This window comes from Rhodanobacter sp. FW021-MT20 (assembly GCF_041107475.1).
Classification (GTDB): domain Bacteria; phylum Pseudomonadota; class Gammaproteobacteria; order Xanthomonadales; family Rhodanobacteraceae; genus Rhodanobacter_A; species Rhodanobacter_A glycinis.
Map to the genome: position 1 here is coordinate 60,269 of NZ_JBGBPX010000011.1, position 13,940 is coordinate 74,208.

Below are 13,940 nucleotides of genomic sequence, written 5' to 3' on the forward strand. Positions count from 1 at the left end.
GGATAGCACCCCAAAAAGCAGACGAGGCCAAACATCGCAACACGGCTTCACATCGCCATTTCGATGAGCCAGCTTCGCCCGGACGCCATGTGATGCACATCACAGTTCATGAGCCAGACGCACCATCTCCCTGAATTGGTACAAGCCGTGCTTACCCGCTGACGTCTCCAGGGGGAAACACAACCATGTCAAACACCCGTTCGTCGCAGGGCTTCACCCTGATCGAGCTGATGATCGTCGTGGCGATCATCGCCATCCTCGCCGCCATCGCCATCCCGGCGTACCAGAACTACTTGATCAAGGCCCAGGTAAGTGAAGGCATGAGTCTCGCTGACAGCGCGAAGGCAGCTGTATGGGAGTACATATCGAACACTGGCACCTTCCCGGCAAGTAACCTGACTGCAGGGTTACCCGAGGAAGCGTCGATCAGCGGCAGCTACGTATCCAGTGTCAATGTCGCCAATGGCAGAATTACTGTCGCCTTTGCAAACCCAAAGGCCAACATAGCCATCCAGAATCAGGTTCTGGTGCTTTCGCCTGCCACGACCGGAGGCAGCATCACGTGGGATTGCAGCACGCACACCACACTGTCAGGCAAGTATCTGCCGTCTGTTTGCCGCAAATGACATGACGGATACGAAAGCCGGGAGCACGCCGCAAGTGACAAAATGCGTCACTTGATGACACAAACATACGGTCACCTTGAGCCCATGGAATTGCACTCGGACGACAACGGATTCGCCAGATTACCGACGACGACGCCGGCATCGTGATGACCTGCACAAACTTGGCGCGATCCGGTATGACAAAGTACGCAGGCCTTGTCGGTGGCACGCATACTGCTTCGACTTTGCACGCTTCCTGGTCGTTCCTGACCAAGTGCATGGGGTCTGATCCCGCCTAGGGGGATTCGGGACTGAGGCTCAGGGGGCATCACAACGGTCAGCTGACCAATCAAGAGGAACCACCATGAAGAACATGCAGAAAGGCTTCACCCTGATCGAACTGATGATCGTGGTCGCGATCATCGCGATCTTGGCCGCCATCGCCATCCCGGCCTACCAGAACTACCTGATCAAGTCGCAGGTTACGGAAGGCATTACGCTGATGGACGGTGCCAAGGTCAACCTTACCGAGTATTACAGCAACTACGGCAAGTTCCCGCCTAGCCAAAAAACAGCTGGCCTCCCTCTTCCCACCTCCATTGCCGGCAGTTATGTGAGCAAGGTGAATATCGACAACACGGGCCTGATCACGGCTACCTTCAGCAACGCCACCGGCTTCAAGGCAAACAAGGCGATCAATGGCGCAGTGGTTTCGCTATCTCCGATCACCATCGCGGGCGGCAACATCAAGTGGACCTGTGAAGCCACGAAGAACGTGGCGGGCACTGGCGTCGACTCCAAGTATCTGCCGTCGACCTGCCGTTGATATCTATCAACTGCTACTGACGTATACAAAAAGGCCGCCCAGTGCGGCCTTTCTCTTGTGGCCACACTTTAGAAAGCCTGATGTGACTCTGCAAAAGCATCACCCATTCCTGCTCCTGCTAGCCAGTGCACTGCTGTTGACCGGCTTGGCCTACGCTCCCGGTCTGCACGGCGGATTTCTGTTCGACGATTTCGCCAACCTGCCGGTGCTGGGCGCCACTGGGCCGATCGATCACTGGGCCACCTTCTGGCGTTACATCACCTCGGGCACTGCTGATCCTACGGGCCGTCCGCTGACCCTGTTGAGCTTCCTGCTGGATGCGCACAACTGGCCGGCTGACCCGTACCCCTTCAAGCGCACCAGCCTGATCCTGCATTTGCTCAACGCCGTGCTGCTTTACGCCTTGCTGACCAAGTTAGGCCGCTCGCTGGATCTCGATGAGCGCCGTCGCAAGCTGGCAGCACTCCTTGGCAGTACGCTGTGGTTGTTGCATCCACTGCTGGTATCCACCACGTTGTATATCGTGCAACGCGAAGCGATGTTGCCCGCCACCTGCGTGATGGCCGGGTTGATGCTGTGGTTGCATGGGCGCCAACATTTGGAAGCAGGCAAGATCAAAACCGGACTGGGCTGGAGTGTGCTCGGGCTGGGTGGATTCACCGTACTGGGCGTCTTGTCAAAGGCCAACGGCGCACTCTTGCCGCTATACGCTCTGCTGATCGAAATTATCGTGCTGGCACCACGCCGCCCCCTGCCCGATGGCAACACACGACGTACCCATCGAGCAGTCATGCTTATGTTCGGGATCATTCCCGCCACCGCCATCGGCATCTACCTAGCGTATATCGGCGTACATGGCATTGTCCTCGGCGGCGTAGAGGACGGGCGATCGTGGAGTATCGGTCAGCGGCTGTTGACCGAACCACGCGTGTTGATGGATTACCTCAAGTTGCTGTGGCTACCGCGACCATTTTCCAGCGGGCTGTTCAACGATCAATACGCCGCTTCCAGTTCGTGGTTGCACCCAGCAACCACGTTGCCGTCACTACTGGCCATAGTCGCCTTGATCGCAGGAGCGTGGCACTGGCGCCGACGTCATCCAGCACTGGCACTGGCCGTAGTGTTCTACTTCGTCGGCCAACTACTCGAGTCCAGCTCCATTCCGCTTGAGCTGTATTTCGAGCACCGCAACTATGTACCGGCATTGTTGATGTTCTGGCCACTGGGGCTGTGGCTGGCCGACACGCGCACGTTGCGCCTGCCAAAATACGCCCTCATGCTGGTATTGCTGCTCACTTTGGCATGGATGACCCATGCGCGTGCCGAGGTTTGGGGCAACGTACAGACGCAGGCGTTGGTATGGGCCACGATCAATCCCGATTCGCCGCGCGCGCAGGCTAATGCCGCTCAAGTCGAGGCGCAGACGGGGCATCCGCGCGCTGCCGTACGCAGGTTGCAAGTCATGCTGGCTAGCCAACCCGATCAAGTCCAACTCGCACTCAACCTGATCGGTGCGCGCTGCGAGAGCGGCGGTGTAAGCCCTGCCAATCTCACTACTGCGCAGCAGGCCATGCGCAACAGTAGCCCCAACATCGGACCGCTATTCGCTCACTGGTTCGAACGCATGCTGCCTGTTGCAATGGCCGACCGCTGCCCAGGCCTGACCTCAACGGCCCTACTCAGCCTAGTCAATGCAGGATTGCAAAACCCGAATCTGTCTGCAGCAGGACCGCAGCAAAGCCTGACCTATCTGCGCGGGCGCATTGCCCTTGCTCAACATCAACCAGACATTGCACTGACCGACTTCACTCGCGCGCTCAGCCTTCAGGTGTATCCCGGCATGGCACTGGAAGCTGCGGCCACCCTGGGTTCACATGGCTACCCGGTACAAGGCCTGCAAATGCTCGACTACTACCAGCAGGTGCAAAGCAAAACCATGCCGCCAAGCTTTGGCATGCCGATGGTGCATACATGGGTAATGGCGCGCGAGAACTACTGGCCACATGAATTGGCCCACCTGCGACATCAGCTAAGCCTCGACGCGAAAGCCGACAGCACTAATACTGCGCCATCGGATTCTGCCCGGAGCACACCCTCTTGATACGCTTGTCGTTACACCGCTGGGTTCTTGCCGCCGCCATCATCGTCACGGCTCTCGTGTACTGGCCAGGTCTCTCCGGCGGTTTCCTCTTCGACGACTACCCCAACATCGTCGACAACCACGGGGTGCAGCCGCATGACGTCAGCGTGCCCTCTCTGGTGCGCGCCGCGTTGTCGTCGCCATCAAGTGAGTTCAAGCGGCCGCTGGCCTCCTTGAGTTTTGCAGCCAATTATCTGGCCACCGGACTTGACCCATATTGGATGAAGCTGACCAACTTGGTCATCCACCTATTGAACGGGCTACTGGTATTCCTGCTGGCGCGGGAGTTGTTGCGATCCGCGTGCATACGCGTAGGAACCCGCTCGCGGGCGATGCCTTTCGACACATCCGAACAGGAGCCCACCAAGAGCATCGCCCACGAGCGGGCTCCTACGACAACAGATGGCGGTGCTGGCGAAGCACAGCGAGCTGGCGTAACCGCAGCGCTGATCGCTGCCGCTTGGATGCTGCTGCCGATCAACCTCACCGGCGTGCTGTATGTGGTTCAACGCATGGAAAGCATGGCGAACCTGTTTGTCTTGCTGGGCCTGATCGGCTACGTCGCTGGGCGGCGACGCATGCTTGTACCTACCACCATTGACCCGGACATTGCTTTTGCTCCCGCCCTTCTCCGCAGGGGAAGGCAAGGACGAGGTAGCTTCTGGCTATGCGTCACCAGCATCACCCTCCCCGCCGCGGTCGGTGTTTTTGCCAAGGAAACAGCGGCGATGCTGCCGCTGTACGCACTGCTTATCGAATGGGCGTTGTTTCGCTTCCGTACAACCAACGGCTCACGTGATCGCCACCTGATCGCACTATTCTTGATCGTGCTGGTGTTGCCGCTGATCACGGGGCTCACGTGGCTGCTGCCCAGCGTACTAAATCATACGGACTGGGCCACGCGCGATTTCACACTGGGCACGCGACTGCTCAGCGAAACGCGTATCGTGGTGGACTACATCAGCTGGACGCTGTTGCCGATACCGCACGAACTGTCGTTTTATCACGACAATTTCCGCATCTCGACCGGCCTGCTTTCCCCATGGACGACGCTCGTCAGCATCTTCGTGCTGGCTGGGTTGGTGGCGTTTACATTGTGGTTACGCCCACGCCGCCCGCTGGTGGCTCTGGGCATCGCCTTGTTTCTCGGCTGCCAATTGCTCACCGGCACCATCATCCCGCTGGAACTGGTGTACGAACACCGCAACTACTTCGCCAGCTTTGGGTTGATGCTGGCCGTGGTGCCGCTGCTGACGGCATTTGCATCCGAGGGAATATCCGCACCCTATGCATTGCCGCGGCGCGTATTGCTTGGTGGCTTGCTGCTGCTGTGGGCCGGTGAAACGGCAATGACCGCCGTAGCATGGGGCAACCCACTGTTACTGGCTGAAACCCTCGCCTCACGCGCACCCGACTCGCCTCGCGCAGAATACGAATTGGGCCGCACTTACATCATCTACTCGCACTACGATCCAGCTTCGCCATTCACCAAGCTGGCTTATACACCGCTGGAACGTGCCGCCGCATTGCCGCACGCTTCGATCATGCCGGAGCAAGCGATGATCTTCATGAACTCGCGCATGCACTTGCCGCTGAAGGACACATGGTGGGACAGCCTGATCACCAAGCTCAAGGCCCGCAAACCTGGTGTACAAGACGAAAGCGCGCTAGGCGCGCTGACTGAGTGCGATCGTGAACATCATTGCGTCTTGCCCGACAATCGTATGACCGAAGCCTATCTTGCCGCGTTGTCACACCCCGACCCAAGCGCGCGCCTGTTGGCGATGTACGGCGATTTCGCGTGGAATGTGCTGCAGGACCGCGCATTGGGTCTGCGCATGACCAATGCCGCCGTGGCCGCTGCACCCAGCGAACCCGCTTACCACATCACGCAAATTCGCATGCTGGTGGTGGAAGGCCATGTGAATGAGGCCCATGAGGCGCTTGGCAAGTTGCAATCGTTGAACATCGGCGGGCGACTGAATTTACAGTTGGCCAACCTACGCAAGCTACCTGGCATGTAACAAATGTAGACGTTGAAACCACACGTAATTTGTCTGACATACCCTTCCACCATTCAGGCAATGCTCGCCAGAAAGCTAATCACGTACCAATCTCCCTTTTCGTCCGAAGAAGGTACGCAGGAACAACGATGTCAGAAGCGAAACCCGATTCCATACCTCCCTTGATGACGATCGGCATGCCCGTTTTCAACGAAGAACGCTTCATTGATTCTGCGTTGACCTCGTTGCGCCACCAAAATTACCCGAACCTGGAAATACTGATTTGCGACAACGCATCGACAGACTGCACTCTGGAAATCTGCCAGCGTCACGCTGCTGAAGATTCGCGCATCCATATCGAACGCGCGGTTGAGAACCGCGGTGCCATCGCAAACTTCCAGCGCGCACTGGACAGGGCATCCGGCACCTATTTCATGTGGGGCGCCGGGCACGATCTGTGGACAGAAAACCTGGTATCAGAATGTGTCGCATTGCTGGAAGCCAACGACGAAGCTTGCCTTGCATTTGCCAGCTCCCGCTGGATCAACGCAGGCGGCGAACCTTTTGCAAGGGCATCAGGCTGGAGCGATACTCGTGATCTCTCCGCAACGGCACGGCTTTTCACCATACTCTGGGGCAATATGCATCCGGTCGTGGGCGTGATAAGAACAGCTCAGTTGCGCGCGTGCTCACCCATTCCAAGCATGGTTGGGGGCGACTTGGTTTTGCTCGCGGATCTCGCTCTACGCGGTAGCTTCCTGCACGCCACAGGATCGTGCTGGTCTCGCCGAGAATTTCGCGTGGAGAAGCACCACAATGACAAATTGAAACGCTATGCATCGGTCTCTACAGGCATCGCCAGATCACGTCTCGCACGCATGTTTCCGCTACTCCAACTCCCTTTCGCACTTCTCAAAGTTGCCTTACGTTCAAAACTTCCGATCATCGACAAGTTACTTGTCGTTGCCGCACTGATTCCGTCACTGCCCCTGCGTTATCTGGTCGGCCGGCGCAAGCATGCTGAATAAGGTCAAAAATGCCTTGCTCGGCAACAGCACACTCCTGCGCATATTCGCCGCATCGCGCTGGATCTTCGGCCCCGCTGCAGTGGCCTTCCTTATCATCGCCGGAATACATGCGCGAGGGGCTTTCCAGTCAGTCTCGTTGCATACACAGCTGATCCCGCTGGTCATCACCGCTCTGCTCTGGGCCTCACTCAACCTGCTTGGCCCGGTCTTTACCTGGCTCGTGTTGCTCGAAACCGGCGCGAACGTTCCATATGGAGCTGCGTTGAAAATCCAGGTAAGCAGGCTCCCCGCCAAGTATCTCCCAGGCGGCATCTGGCAAACCGTTTCGCGGATGATGGATCTGCATCGGCTAGGCGTTGATCGCGCGCAACTCAGCGTACTCGTCATGCTGGAGAACTTGATGCCACTTGCCGTTGCGATGGCCACGGGCGGGGCGTTCATGCTGATCGCTGGCGATGCCAGGCATCTCGCACTGGCGGCGATGCTGGCCGGGTTGATCTTGCTGGCGTGCCTCCCGCTTGTCTTGCGACACCGGCTTTTGTCGCGGAAGAGCCGGTTTAGATTGCGCACCTACGCCCTGGCAGCACTCATCAACGTGGCTTTCTGGCTCATGGCGGCTACTGCTTTTGCCTGCTACTGGTATTCATTTCCTACCATCCACGCTGACGTTTCCCGGCTGCAAGTGTATGGCTCGTACCTGCTCGCCTGGTCCGCAGGGTTCATGAGCATATTTTCGCCTCAGGGTATCGGCGTGTTCGAGTCGGTGATCAGCATTTTCCTGAAGGGCGTGCTCCCCTTTGGCGAAGTTGCCGTCCTGGCGGCGGGATTTCGTGCCGTGATGCTAGCCGCGGATTTCATCGCCTATGGCGCGTGGTTCCTGGGCCGGCATGGCCGCAGGGTTCTTCGTCTGCACAGGCATTGAGGGTATTCTGTTCAAAGGTTCAGCCTGAAATGGCAGCACTACCAGCGAGCACATGACGCGCACTTGCTTCTTCGGAAAAGATCGGACATGAAAGCTGTAATTCTTGCAGGAGGGCTCGGCACCCGCCTGAGCGAAGAAACCACCATCCGCCCCAAACCCATGATCGAGATCGGGGGTATGCCAGTGCTTTGGCACATTCTCAAGATCTATTCCCACCATGGCATCAATGATTTCATCATCTGCCTGGGCTACAAGGGCTATGTGATCAAGGAATACTTCGCCAACTACTTTCTGCACATGTCAGATGTCACCTTCGATCTGGCCAACAATACGCTCGAAGTCCATCAAAAACATGCAGAGCCATGGCGCATCACCTTGGTCGACACCGGCGATCGCACACAAACAGGTGGCAGGTTGATGCGGGTCGTGGATTATCTGGACAGCGAGACATTCTGCTTCACCTACGGCGACGGCCTCGCCGATATCGATATCACGCAGCAACTGGCCTTCCACAAAGCCAAAGGCAGCTTGGCGACCATGTGCGCTGTGCAGCCACCTGGTCGTTTCGGCGCCATCGACATTCAGGATCACCGCATCACCCGTTTCGAGGAAAAACCCTCAGGCGATGGCTCGTGGATCAACGGTGGTTTTTTCGTGCTCGAACCGGGCGCCGTGAACTACATCAAGGACGACACCACGGTGTGGGAACGAGGGCCACTCGAAAGTCTTGCGCGTGAAGATCAATTATCTGCCTACACCCACCATGGTTTCTGGCAACCCATGGACACTCTGCGCGACAAAGTAAGACTGGAAGAGCTCTGGCAAACGGGCAAAGCACCGTGGAAAGTATGGCCTTGAACAGCCTCTTCAGCGGCACGTATACCGATCGCCGCGTTCTGGTAACCGGTCATACCGGCTTCAAGGGCTCTTGGCTATGCCTATGGCTGACGGCACTGGGCGCGCGCGTCACCGGCTTGGCGCTCGCGCCGGATACAGACCCCTCACACTGGTCCCTACTTGGCTTGAACCAAGTGTGCGACTTGCGTTTGGACCTGCGCGACAGCATGAAAGTGCAGCAGGCGCTTGAGCAGGCCCAGCCCGAAATCATTTTTCATTTGGCCGCACAACCGCTTGTGCGACGCAGTTACCGCGAGCCATTGGCCACCTTCGATACCAATGTGCTTGGACTGGTGCATCTGCTGGAGGCCATCCGTAGCGTCCCGTCAGTACGCGCGCTGGTAAATGTCACCACCGACAAGGTGTATCTCGAACAACCCGTCGATACCGGTTATCATGAAGGCCACCCTCTGGGGGGGCATGATCCTTACAGCACCTCCAAGGCTTGTGCCGAACTGGTGACGGAGTGTTATCGCAAGAGTTTCTTCGACGATGGCGGACCACGAGTGGCGACGGCGCGTGCCGGCAACGTGATCGGTGGCGGCGACTGGTCGGAGGACCGACTGGTACCCGATCTGGTGCGCGCCGCGTCGAGTGACTCCGCCTTGAAGATCCGCCACCCGGAAGCCGTCCGTCCATGGCAACACGTGCTGGAACCGCTAGCTGGCTATCTACGGCTAGGCGAACGGCTGCTTGCCGGCGACACGGTCGAAGGGCCATGGAATTTCGGTCCTGCAGCCGATGCCACCCTGCCAGTGCAGGCACTCGTCTCCATGGTGCAAGAGCACTGGCCGAAGCTACGCAGCGAACAGCAACCGGGGCCACATCCACACGAGGCCTCGACCTTACGGCTAGACGCCTCCAAAGCAGCACAGCGCTTGGGCTGGTATCCGGTGTGGGATGCGCAGACCACCTTGCAGTCGACCATCCACTGGTATCGCGACTACTACGAGCGCGGCCAGCTACATAGCCGCGCCGATCTGCAGGCTTATGTCGATGCCGCTAGGCTGGGCGGTCTGGAGTGGACCACGTGAAGTTTCATCCCACGCCATTGACCGGCCTCACCGTAATCGAAACCACGCCGATCGCGGACGAACGCGGCCAATTTTCCCGGGTATTCTGCGCGACCGAATGCGCGGCGCTGCAACACGACCTGCACTGGGTCCAGGTCAACGTGTCACGCACCTATAACAAGGGCACCGTGCGGGGTATGCACTTCCAGTACCCACCCGCGGCAGAAGCCAAACTGATTCGCTGCTTGCGCGGTCGTGTGTTTGATGTGGCCGTCGACCTGCGTGCGGATTCGCCCACCTTTTTGCGTTGGCATGGCATTGAACTGGACGGGGACGGAGCGACCCAGTTCTTCATACCGAAAGGTTTCGCCCACGGCTTTCAGGCACTCACCGACGACGCACAACTGCTGTACCTGCACAGCGCGGCATGGAATCGTGAAATGGAAAGTGGACTTCGGCACGATGATCCCGCCCTTGCCATTGACTGGCCACTGCCCGTGGCACAGATCTCCGACAAGGATCGGTATTTACAGCTGGTAAAAGAAAGCAGGTTCGCGGGAATCAAACCATGAAATGTCGCCATTGCGCCACCCCGTTGCATGATGTCTTCCTCGACCTCGGTAGCGCGCCACCTTCCAATGCGTTCCTGACTGCAGACTCGCTCAGTGCGCCGGAGACTTGGTTTCCGCTGAAGTTGTTCACCTGCGACAACTGTCGACTGGTGCAGGTCGACGAAGTGCAGTCGCATGCCGAGTTGTTTGCACCGGACTACGTTTACCACTCGTCGTTCTCTCGCTCTTGGCTCGCGCATGCCGAGCATTACGTTGGGCAAGCGGCGGCACTGTTGGACTTGAATCAAAAGAGCTTGGTGGTGGAGATTGCCTCCAATGATGGCTACCTGCTGCAATACGTGGCGGCGCGCGGTATCCCCTGCATCGGCATTGAGCCCACCAGCGGTACCGCTCAGGTGGCACGACAGAAGGGCATCGAGACGCTGGAGTGTTTCTTTGGCAGCGACTTTGCCGCGAAGTTCGTGAGTGAGCACAGGACTGCCGACCTGATCGTGGCAAACAACGTTCTGGCCCACGTTCCTGACATCAACGATTTTGTAGCTGGACTAGCCGCGGCACTGGCACCCGAAGGCTCGATCACAGTCGAATTTCCGCACCTAATGGAACTGGTCGCAAAGCGACAGTTCGACACTGTTTACCACGAACACTTCTCCTATTTTTCATTCCACACAGTGCATCGAATCTTTGCGGCGCACGGTTTGAAGATCTGGGATGTGGAACAGCTGCCAACACATGGTGGCTCCTTGCGCCTGTGGGCGGCGCATGCTCACAGCCATCATGCCGAAACACCTGCCGTGCCGGCGCTGTTGCACGTCGAAACGGTGACGGGAATGTTGGACAGCGCCTACTATCAAGGCTTTCAAGCGCAAGCCGATGCGGTCAAGAACGAGTTCCTAACCTTCCTGCTGGAACAGCAGCGAGCTGGACGCAGAGTCGCCGCCTATGGCGCAGCTGCCAAAGGCAACACCTTGCTGAACTACGCTGGCGTGCGACCCGACTTGGTGCCCTACGTGGTCGATGCCTCACCACACAAACAGGACCACTGGCTGCCGGGGTCACGCATTCCCGTCGTCGCCGAGGCGCGACTACGCGAGGAGCGGCCTGACTTCGTGTTGATTATGCCGTGGAACCTGCGCGAGGAAATCATGACCCAGCTCGGCTACATCCGGGAATGGAACGGCCAGTTTGTTGTGGCCGTCCCGCAATTGGCGATCCTATGAACACCGAACCGCCTTCGCGTATCTACTACACCAAGCCATCGATCACCGCGCTGGAGATCGGCTACGCCAATGACGCCGCCAGCAACGGCTGGGGCGAGCATTGCTACGACTACATTCACCGCTTCGAAGCAATGTTTCGTGAACACTTGGGCGTGAAGCATGCGATCGCCACCTCGAGCGCCACCGGCGCATTGCATATCGGCATGGCGGCCATGGGTATCGGCGCGGGTGACGAGGTCGTGCTCGGCGATATCAACTGGGTCGCTTCGGCGGCACCCATCATTCATCTGGGCGCAACTCCGGTGCTGGTCGATGTACTGGCTGACAGTTGGTGCCTCGATCCCGTAGCGGTCGAAGCGGCGATCACCCCTAAGACGCGGGCGATTCTTGCCGTGCACCTGTACGGCAACCTATGCGATATGGATGTCCTACGTGAAATCGGTGAACGTCATGGCATTCCAGTGATTGAGGACGCCGCCGAGGCGATCGGCTCGGTCTGGCATGGCTGTCGCGCAGGCTCAATGGGCATCTTCGGCGCGTTCTCCTTCCATGGCACCAAGACCATCACCACCGGTGAAGGTGGCATCTTTGTCACCAACGACGACGCGCTGTACGAAAAGGCACTGACCTTGTCCAATCATGGACGCGCACGTGAGGAGACACGACAGTTCTGGCCCGCGACCATCGGCTTCAAGTACAAGATGTCGAACCTGCAGGCAGCTATTGGCTGCGGCCAGATGGAACGCATCGAAGAGCTGATCGCTGGCAAGCGCCGGGTATTTGAGTACTATTGCAACGCCCTACGCATGCTGCCCTTGCGCATGAATCCCGAACCTGCCGGTACCATCAATGGGTACTGGATGCCGACCATCGTGGTCGATGACCACGCGTTGTTCGACCGTGACGCGTTGCTAGACGCGTTCAAGGCCAACCATATCGATGGCCGAGTGTTCTTTTGGCCACTGTCGTCGCTACCATCGTTCAAGCCGCGCCCCGAAAATATCGTGAGTCATTCACTATCAAGCAGGGCGATGAACTTACCGAGCTACCACGACATGACGGACGAGGGGCAGAATAGGGTCATTACTTGTGTGAACAAGCTGCTGGCGCTTGAATCATGAAGGAGGTGATCCTCTGGGGCGGCACGGGGCAATCTCGGGTGCTGCGCGAGGCGCTTGCATACTCCGGCTTCCAGGTGGTTGCCATTTTCGACAATCGGCCTATCCGCTCTCCATTTCCCGATGTTCCGATCCACCTCGGTCAAGAAGGATTCCATGCATGGCTCGCAAGCCGAACCACGGCCACCACACTTCATGCCTGCGTGGCCATCGGCGGCAGCCGGGGAAGTGATCGCCTGTCACTGTTGCAATGGCTGCAGCAGCAAGGCGTGCAGCCACTCACCGTGATACACCCGCGCGCCTTCGTCGCCTCTGATGCCCACATCGGCGACGGCGCTCAAATCCTGGCGATGTCTGCGACCTGCTCCAACGTGACACTTGGGCGCGCGGTCATCGTCAACACGTCAGCCTCGATCGATCATGACTGCGTGATCGGCGATGGAGTCCACATTGGCCCGGGCGCGAATCTGGCAGGCGAGGTTTGCGTTGGAGAATATGCGTTTATCGGTGCCGGCGCCGTGGTGTTGCCGCGACTCAAAATAGGACGCTCGGCTATCGTTGGCGCAGGCGCCGTGGTGATTCGTGATGTTGCGGCCGATGAAGTCGTCGTCGGCAATCCCGCTGTAACGCTTCGACGCTGACACGCGTTATATACCTATCCAACTATTCAATCGGTGGAAGATTAAATGGATGCCAGAGAACAGTTTGAAAGTGAATGTCAGAAAAACATTACCTCCATGGGAAATGATCAACTGCTGAAAGAGCATGCTTTTCAGTGGTTCCAGCATTCTCTCCAGTATAAGTACTCGTATAATTTTTCTTCACTTGGCCGACCCATCATCCAGTACCCACAGGATATGGTGGCGATGCAGGAATTGGTCTGGCAGGTCAGGCCGGATCTCATCATTGAGACGGGAATTGCCCACGGCGGATCCCTGATTCTCAGCGCATCGATGTTGGCGTTGCTTGATTACTGCGATGCTGTCGAAAGTGGACAAACGCTTGACCCCATGAATACCCATCGTCGTGTATTGGGCATCGATATCGACATCCGCGCACACAATCGTACCGCCATCGAGGCGCATCCCCTATCGCACCGGATCGACATGATTCAGGGTTCATCGATTGCATCCGAAGTCATCGCACAGGTGCATCAAATTGCGCAGGTGCATCAGCGAGTCCTGGTGATCCTCGACTCAAACCACACCCACGATCACGTACTGGCCGAGCTCGAAGCATATGCTCCATTGACCAGTCAAGGCAGCTACTGCGTGGTATTCGACACCGTGGTTGAGGACCTTCCTGATGCCATGTTCCCCGACCGCCCCTGGGATAAAGCCAATAACCCGAAAACAGCAGTATGGGAATATCAGCGCCGTTTGAAAGAGGAAGGTCGATCGGCAGTCGACGGTGCGCCATTGACGTTTGAAGTCGATAAGGTGCTTGAAAACAAGCTGCTTATTACCGTTGCGCCAGAAGGTTACCTGAGGCGCACTTAAGTAAATTTTCGCCGAACGTCGATGCAGATTCTCCGAGGAGGAATCGGTATCGACGGGGCAAGTTTGTATCCAATAGCGACAACGCTAATCTGCAACA

The 13,940-nt window shown here is 57.8% G+C and carries 13 protein-coding genes; all 13 read left to right on the forward strand.

Annotated elements, in window-relative coordinates; genetic code table 11:
* Nucleotides 1-185 precede the first annotated feature (185 nt).
* The 13 genes from AB7849_RS12620 to AB7849_RS12680 all read left to right on the forward strand — a co-directional run bounded on the left by AB7849_RS12620 (nt 186) and on the right by AB7849_RS12680 (nt 13,843).
* A complete protein-coding gene (locus AB7849_RS12620; protein ID WP_008208410.1) occupies nt 186-626 on the forward strand; it encodes a pilin in 441 nt (146 codons plus the stop codon).
* Between the two features lie 343 nt (nt 627-969).
* The gene (locus tag AB7849_RS12625) at nt 970-1,431 is read left to right on the forward strand and encodes a pilin (protein ID WP_369501123.1); all 462 of its coding nucleotides are present in this window, start codon (nt 970-972) and stop codon (nt 1,429-1,431) included.
* Nucleotides 1,432-1,513: 82 nt separating this feature from the next.
* The gene (locus AB7849_RS12630; protein WP_008210242.1) at nt 1,514-3,532 is read left to right on the forward strand and encodes a hypothetical protein; all 2,019 of its coding nucleotides are present in this window, start codon (nt 1,514-1,516) and stop codon (nt 3,530-3,532) included.
* Between the two features lie 5 nt (nt 3,533-3,537).
* Nucleotides 3,538-5,595, forward strand: coding sequence for a hypothetical protein (locus tag AB7849_RS12635; protein WP_008210244.1), 2,058 nt, complete (start codon nt 3,538-3,540; stop codon nt 5,593-5,595).
* Nucleotides 5,596-5,723: 128 nt separating this feature from the next.
* The gene (locus AB7849_RS12640; protein ID WP_008210246.1) at nt 5,724-6,602 is read left to right on the forward strand and encodes a glycosyltransferase family 2 protein; all 879 of its coding nucleotides are present in this window, start codon (nt 5,724-5,726) and stop codon (nt 6,600-6,602) included.
* Nucleotides 6,592-7,524, forward strand: a complete 933-nt coding sequence (locus AB7849_RS12645; RefSeq protein ID WP_008210248.1) for a lysylphosphatidylglycerol synthase domain-containing protein — start codon at nt 6,592-6,594, stop codon at nt 7,522-7,524. Before AB7849_RS12640 ends, AB7849_RS12645 begins: the two co-directional genes overlap by 11 nt.
* Nucleotides 7,525-7,611: 87 nt before the next feature.
* The gene (rfbF, locus tag AB7849_RS12650) at nt 7,612-8,382 is read left to right on the forward strand and encodes a glucose-1-phosphate cytidylyltransferase (RefSeq protein WP_008210251.1); all 771 of its coding nucleotides are present in this window, start codon (nt 7,612-7,614) and stop codon (nt 8,380-8,382) included.
* Nucleotides 8,373-9,455: a CDP-glucose 4,6-dehydratase gene (gene rfbG / locus AB7849_RS12655; protein WP_008210253.1), complete on the forward strand. Its 1,083-nt coding sequence runs from the start codon at nt 8,373-8,375 to the stop codon at nt 9,453-9,455. The genes rfbF and rfbG overlap by 10 nt, the downstream gene beginning before the upstream one ends.
* A complete protein-coding gene (rfbC, locus tag AB7849_RS12660) occupies nt 9,452-10,006 on the forward strand; it encodes a dTDP-4-dehydrorhamnose 3,5-epimerase (protein WP_369501124.1) in 555 nt (184 codons plus the stop codon). The genes rfbG and rfbC overlap by 4 nt, the downstream gene beginning before the upstream one ends.
* Nucleotides 10,003-11,226: a class I SAM-dependent methyltransferase gene (locus tag AB7849_RS12665; protein ID WP_008210257.1), complete on the forward strand. Its 1,224-nt coding sequence runs from the start codon at nt 10,003-10,005 to the stop codon at nt 11,224-11,226. The genes rfbC and AB7849_RS12665 overlap by 4 nt, the downstream gene beginning before the upstream one ends.
* Nucleotides 11,223-12,347, forward strand: a complete 1,125-nt coding sequence (locus AB7849_RS12670) for a DegT/DnrJ/EryC1/StrS family aminotransferase (protein ID WP_008210259.1) — start codon at nt 11,223-11,225, stop codon at nt 12,345-12,347. Before AB7849_RS12665 ends, AB7849_RS12670 begins: the two co-directional genes overlap by 4 nt.
* Nucleotides 12,344-12,985 (forward strand): NeuD/PglB/VioB family sugar acetyltransferase, encoded by a 642-nt coding sequence (locus tag AB7849_RS12675; RefSeq protein WP_008210262.1) that lies wholly within the window; start codon nt 12,344-12,346, stop codon nt 12,983-12,985. Before AB7849_RS12670 ends, AB7849_RS12675 begins: the two co-directional genes overlap by 4 nt.
* A gap of 45 nt (nt 12,986-13,030) precedes the next feature.
* A complete protein-coding gene (locus tag AB7849_RS12680) occupies nt 13,031-13,843 on the forward strand; it encodes a cephalosporin hydroxylase family protein (RefSeq protein ID WP_008210264.1) in 813 nt (270 codons plus the stop codon).
* The last annotated feature ends 97 nt before the right edge of the window (nt 13,844-13,940 follow it).

Excerpts from the sequence above, each read along its gene's own strand:
- AB7849_RS12620 (WP_008208410.1), top strand. The coding sequence starts at position 186 with ATGTCAAACACCCGTTCGTCGCAGGGCTTCACCCTGATCGAGCTGATG.
- AB7849_RS12625 (WP_369501123.1), top strand. The coding sequence starts at position 970 with ATGAAGAACATGCAGAAAGGCTTCACCCTGATCGAACTGATGATCGTG.
- AB7849_RS12640 (WP_008210246.1), top strand. The coding sequence starts at position 5,724 with ATGTCAGAAGCGAAACCCGATTCCATACCTCCCTTGATGACGATCGGC.
- AB7849_RS12645 (WP_008210248.1), top strand. The coding sequence starts at position 6,592 with ATGCTGAATAAGGTCAAAAATGCCTTGCTCGGCAACAGCACACTCCTG.
- rfbF (WP_008210251.1), top strand. The coding sequence starts at position 7,612 with ATGAAAGCTGTAATTCTTGCAGGAGGGCTCGGCACCCGCCTGAGCGAA.
- rfbG (WP_008210253.1), top strand. The coding sequence starts at position 8,373 with ATGGCCTTGAACAGCCTCTTCAGCGGCACGTATACCGATCGCCGCGTT.
- AB7849_RS12665 (WP_008210257.1), top strand. The coding sequence starts at position 10,003 with ATGAAATGTCGCCATTGCGCCACCCCGTTGCATGATGTCTTCCTCGAC.
- AB7849_RS12670 (WP_008210259.1), top strand. The coding sequence starts at position 11,223 with ATGAACACCGAACCGCCTTCGCGTATCTACTACACCAAGCCATCGATC.
- AB7849_RS12675 (WP_008210262.1), top strand. The coding sequence starts at position 12,344 with ATGAAGGAGGTGATCCTCTGGGGCGGCACGGGGCAATCTCGGGTGCTG.
- AB7849_RS12680 (WP_008210264.1), top strand. The coding sequence starts at position 13,031 with ATGGATGCCAGAGAACAGTTTGAAAGTGAATGTCAGAAAAACATTACC.